At 36.1% G+C, this 16,477-nt stretch carries 7 protein-coding genes and 1 pseudogene; all 8 read left to right on the forward strand.

Annotation, left to right across the window (positions count from 1 at the left end):
* A pseudogene (locus H1P_RS36030) lies at nt 1-250 on the forward strand (hypothetical protein); the annotation flags it as partial.
* An 89-nt stretch (nt 251-339) separates the two neighbouring features.
* Nucleotides 340-4,104, forward strand: coding sequence for a tetratricopeptide repeat protein (locus H1P_RS12600; RefSeq protein ID WP_144867585.1), 3,765 nt, complete (start codon nt 340-342; stop codon nt 4,102-4,104).
* 36 nt (nt 4,105-4,140) lie between these two features.
* Nucleotides 4,141-6,045: a DUF4214 domain-containing protein gene (locus tag H1P_RS12605; RefSeq protein ID WP_144867587.1), complete on the forward strand. Its 1,905-nt coding sequence runs from the start codon at nt 4,141-4,143 to the stop codon at nt 6,043-6,045.
* Between the two features lie 304 nt (nt 6,046-6,349).
* Entirely contained in the window at nt 6,350-7,564 is a 1,215-nt protein-coding gene (locus tag H1P_RS12610; protein WP_144867589.1) for a glycosyltransferase family protein, read from the forward strand.
* An 81-nt stretch (nt 7,565-7,645) separates the two neighbouring features.
* On the forward strand, nt 7,646-8,338 hold the full coding sequence (locus tag H1P_RS12615) for a sulfotransferase (protein WP_144867591.1): 693 nt from the start codon (nt 7,646-7,648) through the stop codon (nt 8,336-8,338).
* 547 nt (nt 8,339-8,885) lie between these two features.
* Nucleotides 8,886-10,181 (forward strand): glycosyltransferase, encoded by a 1,296-nt coding sequence (locus tag H1P_RS12620; protein WP_144867593.1) that lies wholly within the window; start codon nt 8,886-8,888, stop codon nt 10,179-10,181.
* 166 nt (nt 10,182-10,347) lie between these two features.
* A complete protein-coding gene (locus H1P_RS12625) occupies nt 10,348-13,485 on the forward strand; it encodes a tetratricopeptide repeat protein (RefSeq protein WP_144867595.1) in 3,138 nt (1,045 codons plus the stop codon).
* 263 nt (nt 13,486-13,748) lie between these two features.
* Nucleotides 13,749-16,445 carry a tetratricopeptide repeat protein gene (locus H1P_RS12630; protein WP_144867597.1) on the forward strand — a complete coding sequence of 899 codons (2,697 nt, stop codon included), beginning with the start codon at nt 13,749-13,751 and terminating at the stop codon, nt 16,443-16,445.
* The last annotated feature ends 32 nt before the right edge of the window (nt 16,446-16,477 follow it).

Genomic DNA, 16,477 nt, shown 5'->3' on the forward strand with positions numbered 1-16,477 from the left:
TAAAATCAATAGTGGCTTATCTAGAGCTAATTCTGGAGGCAGAATAAAGACAAACTGGGGTGATATCAATTGGACGAGAAAAAAGCTTTTTTTTGCTGCGCTCATTCTCGGTTTACCCTATGTAGTAGCCGTGATAGCCAGTCTAGTAGCTGGGATTTATCTGATAGTTGCCATTTTAATTGGATTAGGAATTTTAGTAGCTTTTTTGTTTCAAGTTACACGTTGGCTCGAGCGAGATGATAATTTTTAAATAACAAAAAACTCTATTTTTACAAACCACTAATTATATAAGTCTCTTTTTTTACAATTAGTAACATCAAATCAGCGAAATCTATCGCCATGTCTAATTCAAAGCTCCCCGAACCCAATAGTCAAAAAAAAGACCAATGGTCAGAGCAAGCTTTGTCGTTACAAGGCAAAGTAGTCTCCGATTTATCTTCTCAATATACAAATTCTCAAAAACAACTGGCTTTAGACCTCAAACAAAAAAACAGTCTTGCTCAGGCTGTGGACTGTTACAGTCAAAAAGTTAAACCAAAAACATTATCCAGTAATTCAAAAACCAGGATTTTTCCTGAACCGACAATTCCTCGTAATTCTTCGATTCAGCTAGCAGGAAGTTCTGATATTGTTAAATCTCGCCGAAAATCTAATATCAGCCTTGACAGCATTATCAAAAATCACCCTGGTTTCATCGAACCTTCTCAGTGGACTAGAGAATTTCACAAAGATTCTTCCATTGATGACAAGATGACAGAAGTTGCTTTAGAAAAAGCGATCGCTTATGTAGCCAGAAATCGCTTTCAAGAAGCGTTGGATATTTGTGACTCAACCATTGCCAAAACTCCCTATATGGCAGCAGCTTACAAAACCAAAGGCAATATTTTACAAAAATTAGGGCAGTCTTTCGCAGCTATTGAGTGCTATTCTCAGGCTTTAATTATTAAACCTAGTTATTTTGAGGTTTATGCTAATTTAGGTGGTATTTATGCCCAAAAACAGCAATGGGAACAGTCGATAGTAGCATATCAAAAAGCAATTGAACTCAATCCACAATTTGCAGGAGCATATCGTAATTTAGCCAAAGTTTTGTATAAAAAAGGTCGTCAACAAGAAGCGATCGCTTGTACTTATCAGGCATTATGTTTAGAGCCAGAACAATCTAGCCCGCAAACTCACTACGACGTTGGAGAGCAAATGCTCCAGCAGGGTAAAATCACCGAAGCTTTGCAATGTTTTGAATCGGCTATTGAAATCAATCCTCAATTTACCGCAGCTTACTATAAGCTAGCAGAAACCCTTGAAGAACGAGGACAGTGGCAACAGGCAGCTTACTACTATCGTCAAGGTATTAGTGCGGAAAAAAAACTTCCTCCCTCTCCCGATAGCGATCTTAAAGCACTCGCTCCTGGTAAAGAACCACTTAAGCTTAATGCCTTGGTTGAAGCGAAGACAACCCCAAATAAGATAGATCGAGCTATTGAGCGTTATCAAAATTTGACTGGGCAGAATAGCAATTTAGCCGAAAATTATGCCAATCTGGGCAGTCTTTATGCTCAAAAGCAACAGTGGGAAGCAGCGATTAATGCTTACCAACAAGCGATCGCTATCGATCCTCAGTTTGCAGGGGTTTATCGTAATTTAGGCAGGGTATTAGACCGTTTATCAAGAGCGGAAGAAGCCAGTCAATATTGGTTTAAAGCCCTGAGCATTGAGCCAGAAAAAGTGACTCCCCAGGAACATTTTGAGTTAGGAAATACTCTATTGGAGCAAAAAAAAGTTGCTCAAGCAGTAACTTGTTATCGCCAAGCTATTGAGCTTAAACCAGATTATGCAGCAAGTTATCACCAATTAGGACATATTTTAGTTCAACAAGGGTCAACAGAAGAAGCGATCGCTCTTTATCGTCAAGCAGTAACTCACAATCCTCAAGATGCCACTTCTCATAACTTGTTGGGTCAGTTATTTGCAGCCCAAGAAGATTGGCAATCGGCAAAAGAATCTTATTTCCAGGTTTTGAAGTTAGAGCCCAAGCAAGATCGGGTTCATCATCGTTTGGGAGATATTTATCTCCAACAACAAATGTATGCCGAAGCGATTGTTAGTTACCGCCAAGCCCAAGAGTTAAATAACGAATACAGTTGGACTCACCATAATTTAGGAGATGCCTTGTTGCAACTCAAAAGTTATTCAGAAGCAGCAACGGCTTATCGAAAAGCGATTGAACTGAACGCAGATTTTTCTTGGTCTTACTACAACCTAGCAGAAGCATTAACGGGGGTTCAAGACTGGGAAGAAGCTTATCAAGCATACAAAAAAGCACAGCAATTGGATAGTGAGTTACCAGAGATTCAATCCAAACTAGATCGCACTCTTTACCTGAGAATGAAATCCGATCTCGAATCTGCTTACGAACTATTTTGTCAAGCCATTACCCACAATCCCAGCGACTTAGAAAATTATCGCCAAGCGATCGCAATTCGTCCCCAAGAAACTCAACTTTATCTCAATTATGCTCAAGCTTTGGTGGCACAACAACAAAGTGATTTAGCGATCGCCACTTTAAAGCAAGCAATTTGCATTGACCCCAATTTAACAGAGGGGTATCGTCAATTAGCCGAACTTCAAGAAACTACGGGGCAAGCAGAGCAAGCTACTAACTATCGCTATTTGGCATTACAGTCTGTGGGGACAAAAGCCAGCGTAGAAGAATATCTTGGTTTGGGAAATACCTTTTTAGCCCAACAGCAAATTACCAAAGCAGAGCAATGCTATCTTCAAGCTTTAACGATTAATCCTCTATTAGTAGAACCCTATCTTTGTTTGGGTAAACTGTTAACCCAAAAGCAAGAATGGACGGATGCTAACCAGCTATATCAAAGAGCCGTCGAGCAACACCCCAACAATACAGACTTTCACTATCATCTCGGACAAATTCAGGCAAAACAGCAACAGTGGACATTTGCGATCGCTAGTTATCAAAAAGCGATCGCTTTGCAACCAAACTTGTGGCAAGCTTATCACCATCAAGGAGATGCCCTTTTAAACTTAGAGCAATGGTCAGAAGCAGTTACTTGCTATAGTCAAGTGCTAAAACTCAAACCAGATTTTGTTTGGACGCATCATAACTTAGGTGTGGCTTTTACCAAGTTAGAAAAATGGTCAGAAGCAATGGCTTGTTACACAACAGTAAGCTCTCTAGCTCCTGAGTTTTGGGAAGATAATCAAGGTAGTTACGAAATTCAGAATCAACTAGGGGATATTTTATTCAAACAGCAAAGATGGCAAGATGCGATTGTTGCTTATCAAAGAGCCACCAAGCTCAAACCCAATAGTTTTTGGGCGCACCATAATATGGGCAAAGCTTACTATCAACTACAAGAGTTGGAGCTTGCCATTCCCGCCTTGCAAAACGCAACCCAACTGAATTCTGATTGTGCTTGGTCACGTTACTACCTGGGAGAAATTTATACCCAACAAGAGCAATGGGATAGAGCAGTTGCTATGTATCGTTTAGCTTTAGCCATCGACGATCGATTACCCGATATTCGCGATAAGCTTTCTCACGCCTTGCATCAGCAAGCAAAATCAAACATTGCGGATGCTCAACAATATTATCGAGATCGCATTAGAGACAATCCTAATGATATTATTAGTTATCGTAAACTACTAGAAATCAACCCTGATGATGCTACAGTACATTGTGGTTTAGCTAATGCCCTAGTAGAACACGACAAAATCCATGAAGCCAGTGTTTACTATCAAAAAGCGATCCAATTGCAGCCAGACTACGAAGAGGCATTAATTAACTTTGGTGCAATTTTAATCCAACAAAACCGTTGGCAATCAGCGATCGCTAATTATCGAGAAGCCCTAGATAGTAATCCTGACAATAAAAACCTCCTGACTAATCTAGGAGCAGCTTTATTAGGTTCTGGTCAATTTGAGGAAGCTCTCGAAGTTTATCTTCATGCCATAAAATTAGACCCCGAAAATCCTGTTTTACATTATCGACTAGGAGATGTTTTTGCCCGTCAAGGACAAACTACCGAAGCCAGTAATTGCTACCGTCGTGCTGTAGAACTAGAAACCAATAATATCTAAATTTCTTAATTCAAGTTTGTATTTAGCGTATTGTTCATGTTTAAAGACATTGCAGAAAATGAAATTACCGCAGAAGAGATTAAAAATCGTCTTCTGGCTTATGCCTCTATTCAAGCAGCCGAAGAAGAAGTAGATGATGACTATTGGTATGGCAATATTTCTACTTACACTCTCAATTTACGTCTTTCAGGCATTTACGGCGAAAAACAGTTTAATGATGTTTTATCCAGTGGTGCAGACAGTACTTTAAATATTGGAAAATATCCTTACTTAGAAAATGAAGTGTTTCTGCGAGAAACCCGACATCTAGACGATCTCAATTTTGTGAAGCAACTCTACCAAGCTTTTTTAGCCAGAGAAGCCGATGCAGGAGGTTTAGAAGGTAATGTCAATCAATTAAAAAATGGCGCACTCAGAGAAAATCTAGTAATTGGTTTGCGTAATTCACAAGAAGCCGACGGAGTTTTTTTACGAGTCACCGAATGTTTAGATGATGAACATTTTCTCGAAATTGCCCATCGAGTATATCTTAAGCCAGACAATCATCAAGTAAGATGGTTACAAGATTTGCAGTCTCTACAAAATGGTTTATCTCGCGCAACCGTCTTTCAAGAGTTAAAGCAATTTCAACAGTTACAAACAGCACTGCAACACCGTGAAGGTGATTTTTATCGCTCAGATAGCGTTTTCTTACAAAATACCCAAAATTTTAGTAACGAAGAGTTTGTCAAAGAACTCTATCTAACTTACTGTAAACGAGAAGCTGACCCTGGTGGTTTAGCTAGTAATGTCGAGCAGCTTGATAATGGGGTAGCTCGCTCAGATTTACTTTTTGGCTTACGCACCTCAGAAGAAGCAGCTAATGTCTTTGTCGATTTAACTGCTGGTTTGGACAATGCTACCTATATTGCCGTTGCTTATTTGGCATATCGACAACAAGGGCTTACCCTCCAAGCAAAACAGCAATGTTTAGAGGTGTTAGAAGCAGGTAATATTCGTCAAGCTATCCTCAGAGATCGTTTTTCCGCACCTACCTTAGAAGAGCCAGTAGTTGAGCCTATTGAGCCAGCAACAACAGTTAAGCCTGAAGTAACACCATCACCTCTGGAATTAGTAATAGAACAGTTACAATTCAGTTTTGCTCAAGAAGACGATCTATTTTTGCTGCAAACAGAAAATTTAAGCAACGAAGATTTTATTAAACAGCTATACCTAACTTATCTAGGAAGAGAAGCTGACCCCGATGGTTTAGCAGGTAATTTACAACAGCTTACAAATGGGGTTTCTCGTCACGAAATTCTTTATGGAATACGCACCTCCCAAGAAGCAGCTAATGTCTTTGTCGATTTAACTGCTAGTTTAGACAATGCTAGCTTTATCGATTTAGCTTACCTTAACTTCCGTAAACAAAAGCTAGATCCATTAATTGAAGCGCAAGCTCTAGAGACTTTAGAATCAGGACAAATTAGACAAACTATTTTGCAAAATTGTCCTCCTTTAGTGCTTGCTGTCTCTGTAGAAGAAGTTACTTCCTCCATAATTGATTCTGAAAAACTATCTTCAACTCCTCTACAACAAATATTGGAAGATTTAAAAATCGCAGACCAAGAATTAATTGCTCAAACAAAAAACCTCAGTAATCAAGAATTTATTCAACATATTTATCGCATCTTTCTCCGTAGAGAAGCTGACCCAGATGGTTTATCATCCCACACCGAACAGTTAGATCGAGATATTTCACGCTGGGAAATTCTTTATGATTTACGTACTTCCCAAGAAGCAGCTAATGTTTTTGTTGAAATTACTACAGAACTGGATAATTCGCAATTTTTAGATGTTGCTTATACAGTTTATCTTCAAAGAGAGTTAGACCCCGAAAATAAAGAGGCTTATTTAGAGTACTTAGATCGAGACAATTCTCGCCAGGATATTTTGAGTTAAACCATATTTGATTATTAAAAAAATACCCAAAAAGACGATTTTGATTTCCTAATTGACCTAATATCTGCAAAAAACTTACTATTTGTACAGACGCAACTCCGCGTACAAGATGGACGGCTGAAATTAGGAATTCAACCGACCACCGAAGCGTCCTCCTTTTGAGGAAACCTCAACAGCGTGATTGGATAAGCACAGGGTACAAAGCGCATCCCTCACGCTTACTTCAAAGCTCTTTATATATCGCGTCTCTACAGCTACTTACTACTTGATTCCTCCATCCCAGTCTCATCCCTCGTCCCCAACTATGATACCCAAACGTCAACAAATAACCCTCGCTGTTCCCTTTTCCGTATTTCCGCCTAATAATCTTGAATCTCGCCGTTTATTTCATTTTTATCGTCATTTAGCTGAAGAATTTAATATTGAAATTATTTCTTTAGCTGGCGCAGGTGAACCACATTTTAAAGGAATTATTGCTCCTGGCTTAACTGAAATTAGAATCCCTAAATCTCTTCAGCATCAAAAAGCAGAAATAGAAATGGCACAAGAGTTAGGTGCCAACGTAGCTGATGCGACTTTAATGAAACTATATTCTTTGAGTCCTCGGTATTTATCAGCATTAAAAAAATCTGCCAAAAATGCTAATTTTATTATTAGTTATAAACCTTATTTGTTTCCTGCTATTCGTGAAGTTTGCAATAAAACTATTTGGTATGAAGCCACAGGAATTGAACAAGAACTAAAAAGAAAATTATTACCAGAAAATGAGATTGGTACAGAATTTTGGGAATCGGTATTTGAACTGGAAAAAAAGTGTTGTCAGGTAAGTAATTTAATTATCACTGCTTCAGAGCATTTAACCCATGACTTAATTAATAAACTAGAAGTTGAAGCTAATAAAGTAGTTTATGTTCCCAACGGTGTCGATACAGCAAGACTTAAGTTTACTTCTTATGAACAAAGATTAGTTAATCAAGAAAAGCTCGGTTTAAAAGATAGTTTTGTGGCAATTTTTACAGGTACAGGTAATCCTAACAATGCAGATGAAGCCAGGGCAATTTTGAACATTGCTTCTAAGTTACAAGATATGAATTTTTTGCTGTTAGGAGATGTCGGTATTTTTTTTGAGCCAAGACTAACTCCTCCTAATGTAAGATTTATTAGCAGTATGGATGAAAAAACTAAATCAATTATTGTTAGTGCTGCGGATGTGGCTCTTAATCCTGTCAAAAAAGGGTCTGATACCCAGTCAATGATGTTGGAATATTTTTGTCAGGGAATACCTGTAATTTCTACTCGTTTTGGAGTCAAAGGCTTAGATGTTGATCCTGAAAAACACTGTTTGATTGGTGATGTTTGGCGTTTTCCAGAGTTATTAGTGGCTTGTAGAAAAGAAAATATCGATCGTAAAAAAAATAGATTAAAAAATGTTAAAAAATATGTTACAAATAATTTTGAGTGGAGTGAGATAGCTCACAAGTTTTTAGGGAAATTTCAACCTTGGAATCTAGTTTCTTAACTATCCGTTGTATTCCTTAAAACAATTATCTCAATTAATAATCTAGAGTTGAAAACTTAGTAGCTTAAGCGAGTTTAAATCATGAAACAATATCAGAAATTCATTCTTTTAACCTGTCCTCGCTCTGGGACACATATGTTGAAAAGTAGCCTAGAAGCCAACCCTCATGTTGTATGTTTAACCGAAATGTTTAATCCTGATTACATTGAGGGTAAATATGATTATGACGATACAATGCCAGCAAAACAGGTTTTAGACAAATTTATTTACTGTGACTATAAACCCAATATTAAAGCTGTTGGTTTTTGTCATCATCGTATCGGTGCAAAATTTGGTAACTGGCCTAGACTATTAGATATTCTTCGTGATATGGAAGATATTCATATTATCAGTCTTAGTCGAGAAAACCTTTTACGTCGCTATTTATCCGTACAGCTACAACAAATTAAAAATTTAGATCGAGCCAATCTTGAGCCAATGACTTTTGATTACGATCAGTTGGTGCAAGATTTTGAGAGACAACAGAAAGTAATTACTCAGTTTAACCATAGGTTTAGAAATCACGAAGTATTTCAAGTTACTTATGAAGATTTGTGTAATAATTATGAAAAAATTACTAATAAATTACAGGATTTTTTAGGTGTTCCTACAACGCCAGTTAAACCTGGTACTGGTCGTCGAAATAATCCTCCTATTTCTGATTTTGTCACTAATTATTATGAGCTAAAAGATAAATTTGCAGGAACAGAATGGGCTAGTTTCTTTGATGTTTAGAAATAAAAGCCAATTTTTCTGGTAATTGAGTAAGCCATAGTCTCTTAAATTTGAAATTAGAAATCGCGGAGCTGTGGCTAACTTAAAAACAAAGCACTGTGATAAAAGTCAATATTTTAAGCTTTATTGTGACGTTAGTTATAAGAAGTAAGTAGCCGTGCAAAATAGATTACGAGCGTGGAAATAGGCAAGAGGCAAGAGGAAATTATGAGTGTGTAAATAATTATGCCCAAATACTTAACAACTAATTTTAAATTTTAACCAGCTATAAGCTTGGAGCTTCGCTTGCTGTAAGTCAGGTTTAATTCCTCCACTTCTTTAACTAGCTTTCTTGCTATAAGCTTATAGCTCGCTTGCCAGGTTTAACTCCTTTACTAAAGATAAGTGGAATAGAACATACATAAAAGTAATTAGTATTAATTTAAATTGTGCTTTATCTTCTATTTTTTCGTAACTTGTTACTTAGTATTCTAGAAAATTTAGGTGGATTTCTTTGGTGTTGGGAAGTAATTAGGCTATTGTTAAAAAATAAAAGGATTTCACAATAATGATAGATAAAGTAAATACTCCTTTATTTGGTATTAATGTTGTTGGCTATATCAGAGGTGAATTTGGTTTAGGGGAGAGTTCCAGGGCGCAAATTAGGTCTATTAAAGCAGGAGATATTCCTCACGCTATTTGTAATATTGATTCTACTTCTCATGGCAATGGAGATAATACTTTTACTAATGAGTTTACTAATGAAAATCCCTACGCTATTAATTTATTAAATTTTAATGCTGAAGCAATGCCAGAATTTCTGGACAACATTGGAGAAAACTATTTAAAAGGTAAATATAATATTGGTTATTGGGCTTGGGAATTACCGACTTTCCCCCCAGAATGGGAATGGTTATTTCAATACTATGATGAAATTTGGGTACCTAGTGGCTATTGTGCAGAAGCGTTATCTGTAGTTTCTCCTGTGCCAATTGTAAAAATTATGCATAGTATTAATCTTCCCGCACAAAAATTAACTAGAGAAGAAACTATTATTCCTGATGGTCAAGGTGGAGAAACTCATTTCCCTAAAGATAAATTTATTTTTCTCTTTATGTTTGATTTTCATAGTACTTTAGCACGTAAAAATCCTTTAGGAGTTATTGAAGCTTTTAAAAGGGCTTTTCGTAGTAACAATCAAGATGTTACCTTAATGATTAAATTTTCTAATTCTAAACATTATCCAGCAGAATTAGAGTTAGTTAAACAAGCAGCCAAAAGTCATCCTTCAATTCAATTTATTGATGCTCGTTTACCAAAAGATGTAGTCAATGCTCTATTTTATAATAGTGATTGCTATGTATCTTTGCATCGAGCGGAAGGTTTTGGTTTAACTATGGCTGAAGCGATGTATTACGGTAAGCCAGTAATAGCTACAGGGTATTCTTCTAATGTGGAATTTATGAATACTGGCAATAGCTTTTTAGTACAATACGATTTGATTAAAGTAGTTAAAGATAGTGGTTCTTACAAAAAAGGTAATATTTGGGCTGATGCCAATGTAGAACACGCTGCTGCTTTAATGCATTATGTTTTCCATAATTATCAAGCTGCACAGCAGGTAGGCTTAAGAGGAGCAAGAGAAATGAAAGAGATTTTAAGTCCCCTGACAATTGGGAAGAAAATTCGCCACCGTGTTGAGCATATTATGAGTAAAATTGCTTTAGATTCTCAACAGAATCAAGCTAGTGAATTACAAGCTAATGCTTGGAAACAAACGGCTCAAGAATTACAAGAAGAGTTAAGAAAATCTCAATTAGAAGTTAAACAACTAAAAGCCAAACTTAGATTAATCCAGGTTTGATGAAAAATTAATTTTTTGTTGACTGACGATTTATTTAGAGACGGTTATGAGCCGTCTTTTTGCATTTTATTGGGAAAAGCCAGAAGCGATCGATTATTATTTAATACCATTGAGCAAAAATAGTGGGAAAGATTATTAAAATAATTGAAATATTAATTAGAATATCATGGTAATAGAAAATAATAAACAAGGAATAACAGAAAAAGCTCAAGATTACCAGACTTATTATAGTTTAGGTCAGGAATTAGCCAAGGAACAGAAGTGGCAAAAAGCGATCGCTAATTATCAAAAGGCAGTACAATTGAAAGATGATATTGCAGAAATTTATCATTATTGGGGTGATGCTTTAATTAACTTAAAAAGTTGGCAAAAGGCAGTTAAAAATTATGAAAAAGCAATTATTTTAGATAGCAATTTTGCTTGGTCATATTATAATTTAGGCGTAGCTTTATTTAATTTGGGTAAAATCAAAAAAGCAGTTGCAGCTCATGAAAAGGCGATCGCAATAAATTCTAAAAATCCTCAGTTTCAGTATAGCTTGGGTCAAGCTTTAGCCAATTTAGGACAATGGCAAACAGCAGCAGATACTTATCAGATAGCAATTAATTTGGGTTGGCAAAAGCCACAAACCTATCATGAATTGGGTGATATTTTTTGTGAATTAGGACAGTGGAATGATGCGATAGAAGCTTATCAATCAGCTATTAAATTAAATAGTAATACAACTTGGTCTTATCATAATTTAGGGGTTGCACTCTTCAAGTTAGAGCTATTTCAAGAAGCTGTTACTTTTTTTCAACAAGCTCTTAATATCGATTCTAATTTTGTGTCTGCATATTATTATTTAGGTTCGGCATTTCGCCTACAACATAAATGGGACGAGGCAGTAACAGCTTATCGTCAAGCAGCAAAAATTCAACCTGATTTTCCTGATTTACAAGATACTTTAGCAGATACTTTACAACAAAGAGCGCGAGCCGATTTAGATTCTGCGCTTTTAAGCTATCATCAACTTTTAGAAACTACAGATAATCCAGGAAAGATTCAACACAAAATTGCTGTTATCTTGGCAGAAAAGCAACTATTAGATCGGGCTTTATTTTATAGTGGTACTGCTTTAGAATTCGAGCCAGAAAATTCTGACTATCGCGCTTTTTATACTAAAATATGTCAGCAAAGAAGTAAATTATATGAATTTGCAGTCGAGTATGCCATTGCAGATCGTAGTTATGGCTTATGGTGTAAAGACAATACTCCCACTGTGGCTGATTTGCGTCTGTTTTGTTTACGTTTAGCAGACATAGCTTACAAGCCTACCATCAGTATTATTTTACCTCTGCAAGAGTCCGCAGCAGAATGGATTCAAGAGACTATCGCTACAATTCAACAGCAGATTTATCCCCATTGGCAATTATGTATCGCCACAGCTACAGTTAATAGTAATGATCAGCAATATTGGCAAGAAGCAAGCAAGTTAACATCTATTGTAGAGTATTGCATTAAAGGCGATTTCGCTCAGGGTGAGGCACTTCATGATCGCAGAATTAATTATATTTCTTGCGATCCTAAAACAGAGATGGCAGAATTAGCCAATAGAGCATTAGCAGCAGCTACAGGAGAATGGATTGCAATATTACAACCAGAAACTCTATTAACTCCCGATGCTTTGTTAGAGTTTGTTCGGCAATTAGCAAGAGACAACACCGCAGATATTGTTTATGGTGATGAAGATAGGCTCAAAAAAGGCAAATTATTAAGTAAGCCTTATTTTAAACCAGAATGGTGTCCCGACTTGTTGTTAACTCGTAATTACTTCGGCTCTTTAGTACTGTGTCGTCATTCTTTAGTTAAAGATATCGCGGGGTTTAGCAACGGTTATGGTGATGCATATAGATATGACTTATTGATCAGACTAACAGAGAAAACTCAACATATTAGCCATATTGCTCGCATTCTTTCCCACAGTAAACAACAAACCCGTCAATTAGAAGATAGCAATAAAGTCATTACAGAAACTCTCAAGCGTCGCGGAGAAACAGGAAGAGTTATCAGTAATCTCGACTTCCCTGAAATTAAAACTATTCGTTACGAGATTACGCAACACCATCTTGTCAGTATTATTATTCCTACTCGCAATCTAGGCAAGATGTTAGATGAATGTCTGACATCTATTTTTGAATTAACTACCTACAATAATTATGAAGTGATAATAGTTGATAACGGTAGTAATGATCCAGAAACTCTAGCTATTATTGAACAATGGCAAAATAAAGCAGCAGAAAAGCTTAAATTACTTAAATTAGACATTCCCTTTAACTATTCCCGACTTAATAATCATGCTGTAGCAAAATCCCAAGGAAAGTATTTACTCTTCCTTAATAACGACACCAAAATCATTACTGCTGATTGGCTAGAAGCGATGATAGAACAAGCACAACGTCCTACTATTGGTGCTGTGGGTGCTTTATTACTTTATCCCGACAATACTATACAACACGCAGGAGTAATCTTAGGAGTTACAGGTATAGCAGCCCATGGACACCGTAACTATCCCCTCAGCGATAGTGGTTACAACCATTCCTTACTCACCACTACTAATTATTCTGCTGTCACTTCCGCTTGCTTAATGTGTCGTCGAGAAGTCTTTACAGAAGTAAGGGGTTTTAATGAACAATTAGCAGTAGCCTATAACGATGTAGACTTTTGTTTGAAACTACAGCAACAAGATTATTACAATGTATGGCTACCCCACGTTAAGTTATATCATTACGAATCCCAAACTCGTACCCCAGAAACTACCCCAAAAAAACAAAAGCGTATTTCACAAGAAATAGCCTATATGGAAGATACTTGGAGTGCAATAATTAATCACGATCCTTGTTATAACCGCAACCTTACTAGGGAAGAAGAAAATTATAGCCTTAACTCAAATCATCAAGCAGAAATCAAAGCAATATTTCTCTCAGAAGTTTCTCAACAGCAACTATGGGGATTTTTTATCGATCAACCCAAACCAGGGTGTCTAAAAGACAATTCTCTGGATATTATAGGTTGGGTAATCGGACGAATTGCTAAGGTGATTTCCCTAGAAGTAACTTGCGATGATGAAATGATTGCTACTACTGAAATCAACCGAAATCGTCCCGATGTAGCGTTAGCCTATCCTCATCTGATCGAAGCATCCAATAGTGGTTTTGTTACTACTATCGATTTAAAGACCTTACCCCATGAAGCAGAACTTAGTTTACAAGTAGTTTTAGCCAATGATACCAAGGTTAGGTTGGGGAAAGTTCAATTAGGATGAAAATTAGTTACTGATGATTAGTAATTTTTTGTATGGGATTATCTATACCTTTCTGGTTTTTCTATCAACGATTAAAAACCGTTGTATCTCTCTTATCAATGCGTGAGAAATGGTATTAGTAAAAAAAAAACCATTAACTATCGATAATTAGCAACCTACCATTAACAACGGTGAGCGTCTTAGGTATGTGTATTTCTTCGCGAGGACAACCTCGTAGCAAGGTCGTACTACAATAAACTACGAACAACCAACAACAAACAAAAATGACCGAGCTTTCTATCTCTCAAATAAAATTATTTCAAGACTGTCTAAAAAAAGCAGAAGACTATAAACATAAGGGACAGTTAGAAGCTGCTATTGACTGCTATCAAGAAGCAACCAAAATCAACCCTCATAGTGCTACAGCTTATCATGGTTTGGGAAATATTTATCTAAGTTTAAGTAAGTGGTCAGAAGCAATTGAAATTTATCAAACGGTATTAAAAATCAATCCGAACTTTGATTGGGGCTATTATAACTTAGGGGAAGCTTACTATTATTTAAAAAGATGGGAAGATGCTGTTATTGCTTATCAAAAAGCTTTAGACTTAAATCCTAACTTACCCCATATATATAAAAAATTAGCCAATACGTTTTATCAACGAGCCAATCTAGACCGAGAATCTTTATTAGCAACCTATCAAAAAAAAATTCAAGACGAGCCTTATGAGATACAAAACTATCATCAAGCAATCGAATTAAAACCTCAAGATGTCGATCTCTACTTAGGCTTAGGTAATGCTTTAATCTACAATCGTAAAATAGATGAAGCTATCGTTGCGTATCGAATGGCTTTGCAAGTCGATCCTAATTATGAACCTGCAAAACTACAGCTAGATACACTCAGAAATCAATTCCAAGATACAGAAACAACTCCACAACCTGTAATAGAATCCTTACCTGAATTAAAACTACAACAAGCTAAACAAGCCATTAATAGCCTGAGCCAGATAATCTTAGATAATTTTTTGCTTTCTAATAGTAAAATTGACTTTCCTAATACAATAGAACCTCTAGTTAGTATTATTCTAATTTTATATAACCGTGCTGAATTAACTCTTAGTTGTTTGCATTCTTTGTTGCATCAAAATTTTACTAACTATGAAGTCATTATTGTAGATAATAATTCAGAAGATCGCACAAAAGAACTACTGGCAAAAATTCCTCGTGCAAAGATCATTTTTAATGAAGAAAACAAACACTTTCTCTTAGCAGCCAATCAAGCTAGTGGCGTAGCAGCAGGACAATACTTATTATTTCTCAATAACGATACACAAATACTCGGAGATAGCCTGAACTCTGCAATAGAAACTATTAGCTCCGATCCTGATATTGGTGCAGTAGGTGGTAAGATAATCCTTCCTGATGGCACGCTGCAAGAAGCTGGTAGTATTATCTGGCAAGATGGCTCTTGTTTGGGATATGGCAGAGGTGATAACCCCCAAGCATCTCAGTATATGTTTACTAGAGAAGTAGACTATTGTTCTGGAGCATTTTTATTAACCCCCCGTCAATTATTTTTCGAATTAGGTAGCTTTAATATTCTCTATCAACCAGCCTATTACGAAGAAACAGACTATTGCGTTAAAATACATAAAGCTGGGAAAAAAGTAATTTATGACCCTAATGTAACCATCTTTCATTATGAATTTGCTAGTTCAAAAAAAAGCGATCGAGCAATAGCCTTACAACAAAAAAATCAAGAAATTTTTGTTACGCAACACCAAGATTGGTTACAGTCACAATATAAACCCAATCTTAATAATATTTTATTAGCTAGTAACCGCAAAAATGCTGATTCAAGAATTCTTTTTATTGAAGATCGCGTTCCCCATCCTTACCTCGGTTCTGGCTATACTAGAGGATATCAAATATTACAAAACATGACCAAATTAGGTCATACAATAACCTTTTATCCTACTGACTTAAGCTATCAAGAAACTTGGCAAGAAATCTACCAAGATATTCCGCAAAATATAGAAATAGCTACTGGTTATGGTTTACAAAAATTAGCGGTTTTTTTTAAAATTCGTCCCGAATACTATGACATCATCTTTGTTAGTAGACCTCACAATATGAACCATCTTAATTATATTTTGCAACAAAATAATTTACTCACAAAGACCAAAATAATCTATGATGCCGAAGCTTTATATTGTTTGCGAGACTTTGCCTATCAAGCACTTCAAGGAAAGCAACTTACAGAAGAAGAAAAACAAGAAGCGATCGCTGATGAGTTAAGATTAGCTAAAAAGAGTAACCTGATTATTTCTGTATCTCCCCTCGAACAACAAAAATTTTTAGAATATGGTTACAAGCAAGTAGAAATCTTGGGTCATTCTCTAGATATTACCCCAACTCCTAATAGCTTTGAGCAAAGAAAAGACATTTTATTTGTCGGTTCGATATATGAATTACAATCCCCCAATGCCGACTCTATCTTATGGTTTAGTCAAGAAATTTTTTCTTTAATTCAACAGCAAATAAGCTCAGAAATTAATTTGCTATTAGTAGGAAATAATCAAGTACCTCAACTAAATTCAATAATATTAAGCCTCAACAATCCTCAAATAAAACTATTAGGAAAAGTCGATAACTTGTATAACCTATACAACAACTCACGCTTATTTATTGCACCTACTCGCTTTGCAGCAGGAATCCCCCATAAAGTCCACGAAGCTAGTACTTATGGCTTACCTGTAGTCACCACAAAAGCGATCGCAAATCAGTTACAATGGCAGCATGAAACTGACCTTTTAGTAGCCAACAACCCCCAAGATTTTGCAGATCAATGTATCAGACTCTATCGAGATAAAAATCTCTGGCAAACTCTGAGAAATAATGCCTTACAACAAATAGAAAAACAATGTTCACCCGAATATTTTAAAAATAAGCTTCAAGAAATATTAACTAAAATATAATCGAGCTTAGTTTACACTGACAAATAAACCTG

Source organism: Hyella patelloides LEGE 07179, from assembly GCF_900659865.1.
In the GTDB taxonomy this organism is placed as follows: domain Bacteria; phylum Cyanobacteriota; class Cyanobacteriia; order Cyanobacteriales; family Xenococcaceae; genus Hyella; species Hyella patelloides.

Coding starts and splice junctions, on each gene's coding strand:
- H1P_RS12600 (WP_144867585.1), top strand. CDS start 340: ATGTCTAATTCAAAGCTCCCCGAACCCAATAGTCAAAAAAAAGACCAA.
- H1P_RS12605 (WP_144867587.1), top strand. CDS start 4,141: ATGTTTAAAGACATTGCAGAAAATGAAATTACCGCAGAAGAGATTAAA.
- H1P_RS12610 (WP_144867589.1), top strand. CDS start 6,350: ATGATACCCAAACGTCAACAAATAACCCTCGCTGTTCCCTTTTCCGTA.
- H1P_RS12615 (WP_144867591.1), top strand. CDS start 7,646: ATGAAACAATATCAGAAATTCATTCTTTTAACCTGTCCTCGCTCTGGG.
- H1P_RS12620 (WP_144867593.1), top strand. CDS start 8,886: ATGATAGATAAAGTAAATACTCCTTTATTTGGTATTAATGTTGTTGGC.
- H1P_RS12625 (WP_144867595.1), top strand. CDS start 10,348: ATGGTAATAGAAAATAATAAACAAGGAATAACAGAAAAAGCTCAAGAT.
- H1P_RS12630 (WP_144867597.1), top strand. CDS start 13,749: ATGACCGAGCTTTCTATCTCTCAAATAAAATTATTTCAAGACTGTCTA.